At 64.9% G+C, this 1137-nt stretch carries 2 protein-coding genes; both read right to left on the reverse strand.

Annotated elements, in window-relative coordinates; translation table 11 throughout:
• A partial coding sequence (locus tag EOA36_RS35840) for a signal recognition particle receptor subunit alpha (RefSeq protein ID WP_145969528.1) occupies positions 1–155 on the reverse strand: 155 nt, incomplete at its 3' end.
• A 292-nt stretch (positions 156–447) separates the two neighbouring features.
• Positions 448–1137, reverse strand: a 690-nt coding sequence (locus EOA36_RS35845) for a CPBP family intramembrane glutamic endopeptidase (RefSeq protein WP_145969529.1), incomplete at its 5' end; no start/stop codon positions are given.

Consider the following 1137-nt stretch of genomic DNA (forward strand, 5'->3'; position numbering starts at 1 on the left):
GTGAAGGAGCGGACCACTTCCAGCGCCACGTCGGCCTCGAGCAGCGCACGGCGCACCTCGCGCAACGCCGCCGAGACATCAGCCTCCGACAGCGCGCCGCGGCCAGTCAGGCCGTTCAGGATGGAGCCAAGGCGCTCCTGCAGCGATTCAAACATCTTGCTTCCTTCGATCCCGGTTCATTCGACCCGAGAGGTAATGCGTTCGCGCCCGGTCTCCAAGCAAAAGCCAGTCCAAGCAAAAGCCCAAAACCAAAAAGCACCCGGGGGCGCACAGCGCTGCCGGGTGTTGGCCTCCAGGATCTGTTTACAGCACTTGGCCTCAAAGAGGCTTCGGCGTCCTGGTCGGCTTGCTCGGAGGGATACTCGTCGCGGAATTCGGGGGCTGTAGACAGGAAATCGGCGCGAGAGTCAAGGCAAGGCCCGCGTCACGCCGTTTCCCGGGCCGCGATCAGGCCGCACGCGCGCCGTCCGTAACCTCGGCCGTAACCCTCAGCGGCGAGCGCGGATGCAGCAGCAAGACAATCGTCAGCAGGCTGCAGGCGATGCCGATGAGGGCAATGAGAATGGCATCCGACATCATCCAGCCCGGCCCTTCGAGCGGCTTGGCGGTGAACAAGGCGAAGGAATTGTAGCTCTCCTGATGCGAGATCAGCAGGAAGCCGGTCAGGTTGTTGCCGAGATGAGCGCCAAGTGCCGCGCCGAGATTGCCGGTGGCATAGACCACGAGCGTCAGAAGCAGCGCGAAAGCGGCGATCGAGACCAGGACGCAGGCGTTGATGGCGGCCGAGGAGCCGCCGCTCCAGTGCAGCGAGGTGAACAGCAGGCCGGGCAGCAGCCCCCAGATGAAAGGGTTGCGGAACCGGTTGGCCAGGCCGCGCAGCAGGTAGCCACGAAACAGCACCTCTTCCGACGAGGTCTGCAGCAAGACGAGCGCGACGATCGGGATCGCGAACAACAGCCAGGACGACAGGCTGATCGTGCCGCGAGCGATCCCCGGCTCCAGCAAATAGAGCAGGATTTCGGACAAAGCCGAGGTGATCAGCACCGCGATCAGCCCCTTGAGGAAGTCCGGCCGCGATGCGCGGCGGCTGGCGCCGAGGAGGGCCGACAGCGGCTCGCCATGCACCCAGCGCATGGC

The organism is Mesorhizobium sp. M8A.F.Ca.ET.021.01.1.1 (genome assembly GCF_003998025.1).
Classification (GTDB): domain Bacteria; phylum Pseudomonadota; class Alphaproteobacteria; order Rhizobiales; family Rhizobiaceae; genus Mesorhizobium.